Here is a 2539-nt window from a genome sequence, read left to right as displayed (position 1 = left end):
CGAACCCGCTTCGCACCGGGGGCCGCAGCTCCGATTCGCGATCGGCCGTGACCACCACGTGGACCCCGAACGACGGGCCCTGGTTGATGATCAGGTTCACCTGCTCGATCAGCACCTCGTTCTCTTCGGCCAGCGCCCGGTAGTTGTCCACCACCAGGTAGACGTCGCCGAACCCGTCGTTGGGGACCGGGCCGGGCTCGCCGCCGAACTTGCGCCGACGGAAGACCTCCATGGAGGCGATGCCGTACTCCAGGAAGGTGCTCTTGCGCTGACGCACCAACGCCAGCAGCTCGGCCACCGTTCGGCGCACGCCGTACGGATCGGTCGGGCCGGCGACCTCACCGACGTGCGGCAACCGGGCGACCGTGGTCAACGCGGTGCTGCTGTAGGCCAGGCAGTAGAACTGGACCTGCTCGGGGGTGTGGGTCAGCGCGGCCGAGCAGATGAGCGTCTGCAGTGCCGTCGTCTTGCCCGAGCCGCCGGCGCCCAGGATGAGGACGTTGGCGCCCGGCCCCGAGGTGTCCACCGTCCACGGCGGCTGGTCGTGCTTGAAGGGCCGGTCGATGATCCCGATCGGGAACACCAGATCGCGGGCCGTGCCGTAGTTCTCCTGCCACGGGTGGCCGAGGAATCGGTCGACCAAGTCGTCGATCGGAACCGGCTGGTTCAGCGGCGGCTGCCACAACCGGTACGGCTCGAAGTCGATCTTGCGCAGCTGATCGATGATCACCGTGCCGACCTTCGGCACCCGGATGCCCTCGACGTCGTCGTCGCCGACCTCGTCGGCCCCGAGCGTCTCGCCGTTGGTGATCGCGGCCGGGGTGAGCTCCGGGCCGCCCACGCTGACCTCGAGCGGGGTGAACGAATTGGTGAACAGCTGCGGGCGAACGTAGTCGATGCTGTGCACCAACGCCGGCGCCTCGTCGCCGTCGTCGGTGAGCCCGCGGGGGAAGTAGTCCCGCCAAAGGAACTCGGCCTGGAACCGGACGATGTCCTCCAGGCTGCGGCGGAAGTAACCCAGGCCCGCCTGCGCCGGCAAGTTGACGGCGTTCGGCACGCCGGCCGCCTGCGCGGCGCCCGCGGTGCGCGCCTTCAGCACCAGCCGGTAACCCATGTTCTCCATCAGCTTTTCGGCGCGGCTCTCGATGGTCTGTGACGCCATCATCAGGTGGATCCAGTAGGCGCGGCCCTGCCGGCCGATCGAGTCGAGCACGTCGACCGCGGTCGGCATGATCCGGAACCATTCGTAGAACTCGTCGATGACCACCACGAGCATCGGCAGCGGCGCCATGTCCTGGCCGCGGGCCTGCATCCGGAGCCGGACCGAGTTGTACTCCTTGGCGTCGTCGACGCCGGCGCTGTCGCAAATCGCCTTGCGGCGGGCGATCTCGCCCCACAGGGCGTCCAGGAAGCGCTCCATCAGCGCCTGGTCCTCTTCCAGGTCGGTGATGATGCGCGACACGTGCGGGACCCCGGCGAACGGCTTGACCGCCGACCCACCCTTGAGGTCCGCCAGCACGAACTGCAGCTCCTCCGGCGGGTGGCTGAGCATCAGCGACTCGATCACGGTCCGCACCAGCGTCGATTTACCCGAACCCGTCGTGCCGGACATGACGCCGTGCGGGCCGTCACCGCCCTCGTCGAGGGACTTCATGTCCAGGAACAGCAGCTCGCCGTTGTCGGAACGAACCCCGAACGGTGCCCGCAACCGCGACCGGCCCATCGAGTCGTTACGCGCGCCCCACAGCGCCTCGAAATCGATCTGACCCGGGTCGTCGATTCCGTAGTAGGCCATGATGTCCCGGGCGCCGATGTGGGCCACCCGCTGGCCGATCTCCTCGTAGGCCTCGGCGAGGCGCCAGCGGGCCAGCGCCTGGGCGAACTCCTCCGCCTCGGCGACGCTGATGTGGTCGGTCAGCGCGAAGAACCACGGCTTCTCGTCGATCACCATCCAGGTGTCGCGGTCGCGGGGCAGCGCCTCGATGATGCCCTTGTCGTCGAACCGCAGGGTGCGCTCCGGAACCGAGGTCCACATCGAGGAGCCGGTCAGGTCGAAGAAGGTCACCCCGTCGATGCCCTCGGCGCTGATCACGAATTCCCACTGGGGGTCGACGACGTCCGCGACGATCACCGTGTGCGGCGTCGGGGTCTGCGCCGACGAGCTGGCGTGCCGGGGCGTGAAAGAGCCACGTCCGGCGAACAATTCGGACTGCTCGGCGGCGAACTCGCGTACCGAGCTGTAGACCATCCGCGCGTTGCCCGCGGCGTCCTGGCGCCGTGGGTCGCCGAAGTGCGGAAGCCATTTGACCCAATCCCACTCGTCCAGGTCGGCGGTGACGACGACCATCTGGACGTGGTCGGGGCCGTGCGAGAACGCCAGCTGGCAGATGATCGCCCGCATCAGTCCCAGCACTTGCTCGCGGTCCCCGTTGAGCGCGTACCAGGGTTCGACGAGCAGCGAGATCATCTTGGGCAGGTTGTAGACGACGCTCTGGTAGCGGCCGAATTCCTGCAGCGCCTTACCGGTCACCGGCTCCAG

Annotated in this window: 1 protein-coding gene; it reads right to left on the bottom strand. The window is 68.2% G+C overall.

Annotation, left to right across the window (positions count from 1 at the left end):
- On the bottom strand, positions 1–2539 hold a 2539-nt coding region (gene eccCa / locus A9X03_RS13430), incomplete at both ends, for a type VII secretion protein EccCa (RefSeq protein ID WP_068261473.1).

This window comes from Mycobacterium sp. E1715 (genome assembly GCF_001667625.1).
In the GTDB taxonomy this organism is placed as follows: Bacteria; Actinomycetota; Actinomycetes; order Mycobacteriales; family Mycobacteriaceae; genus Mycobacterium.
This window is presented reverse-complemented; position numbering and strand designations above follow the sequence as displayed.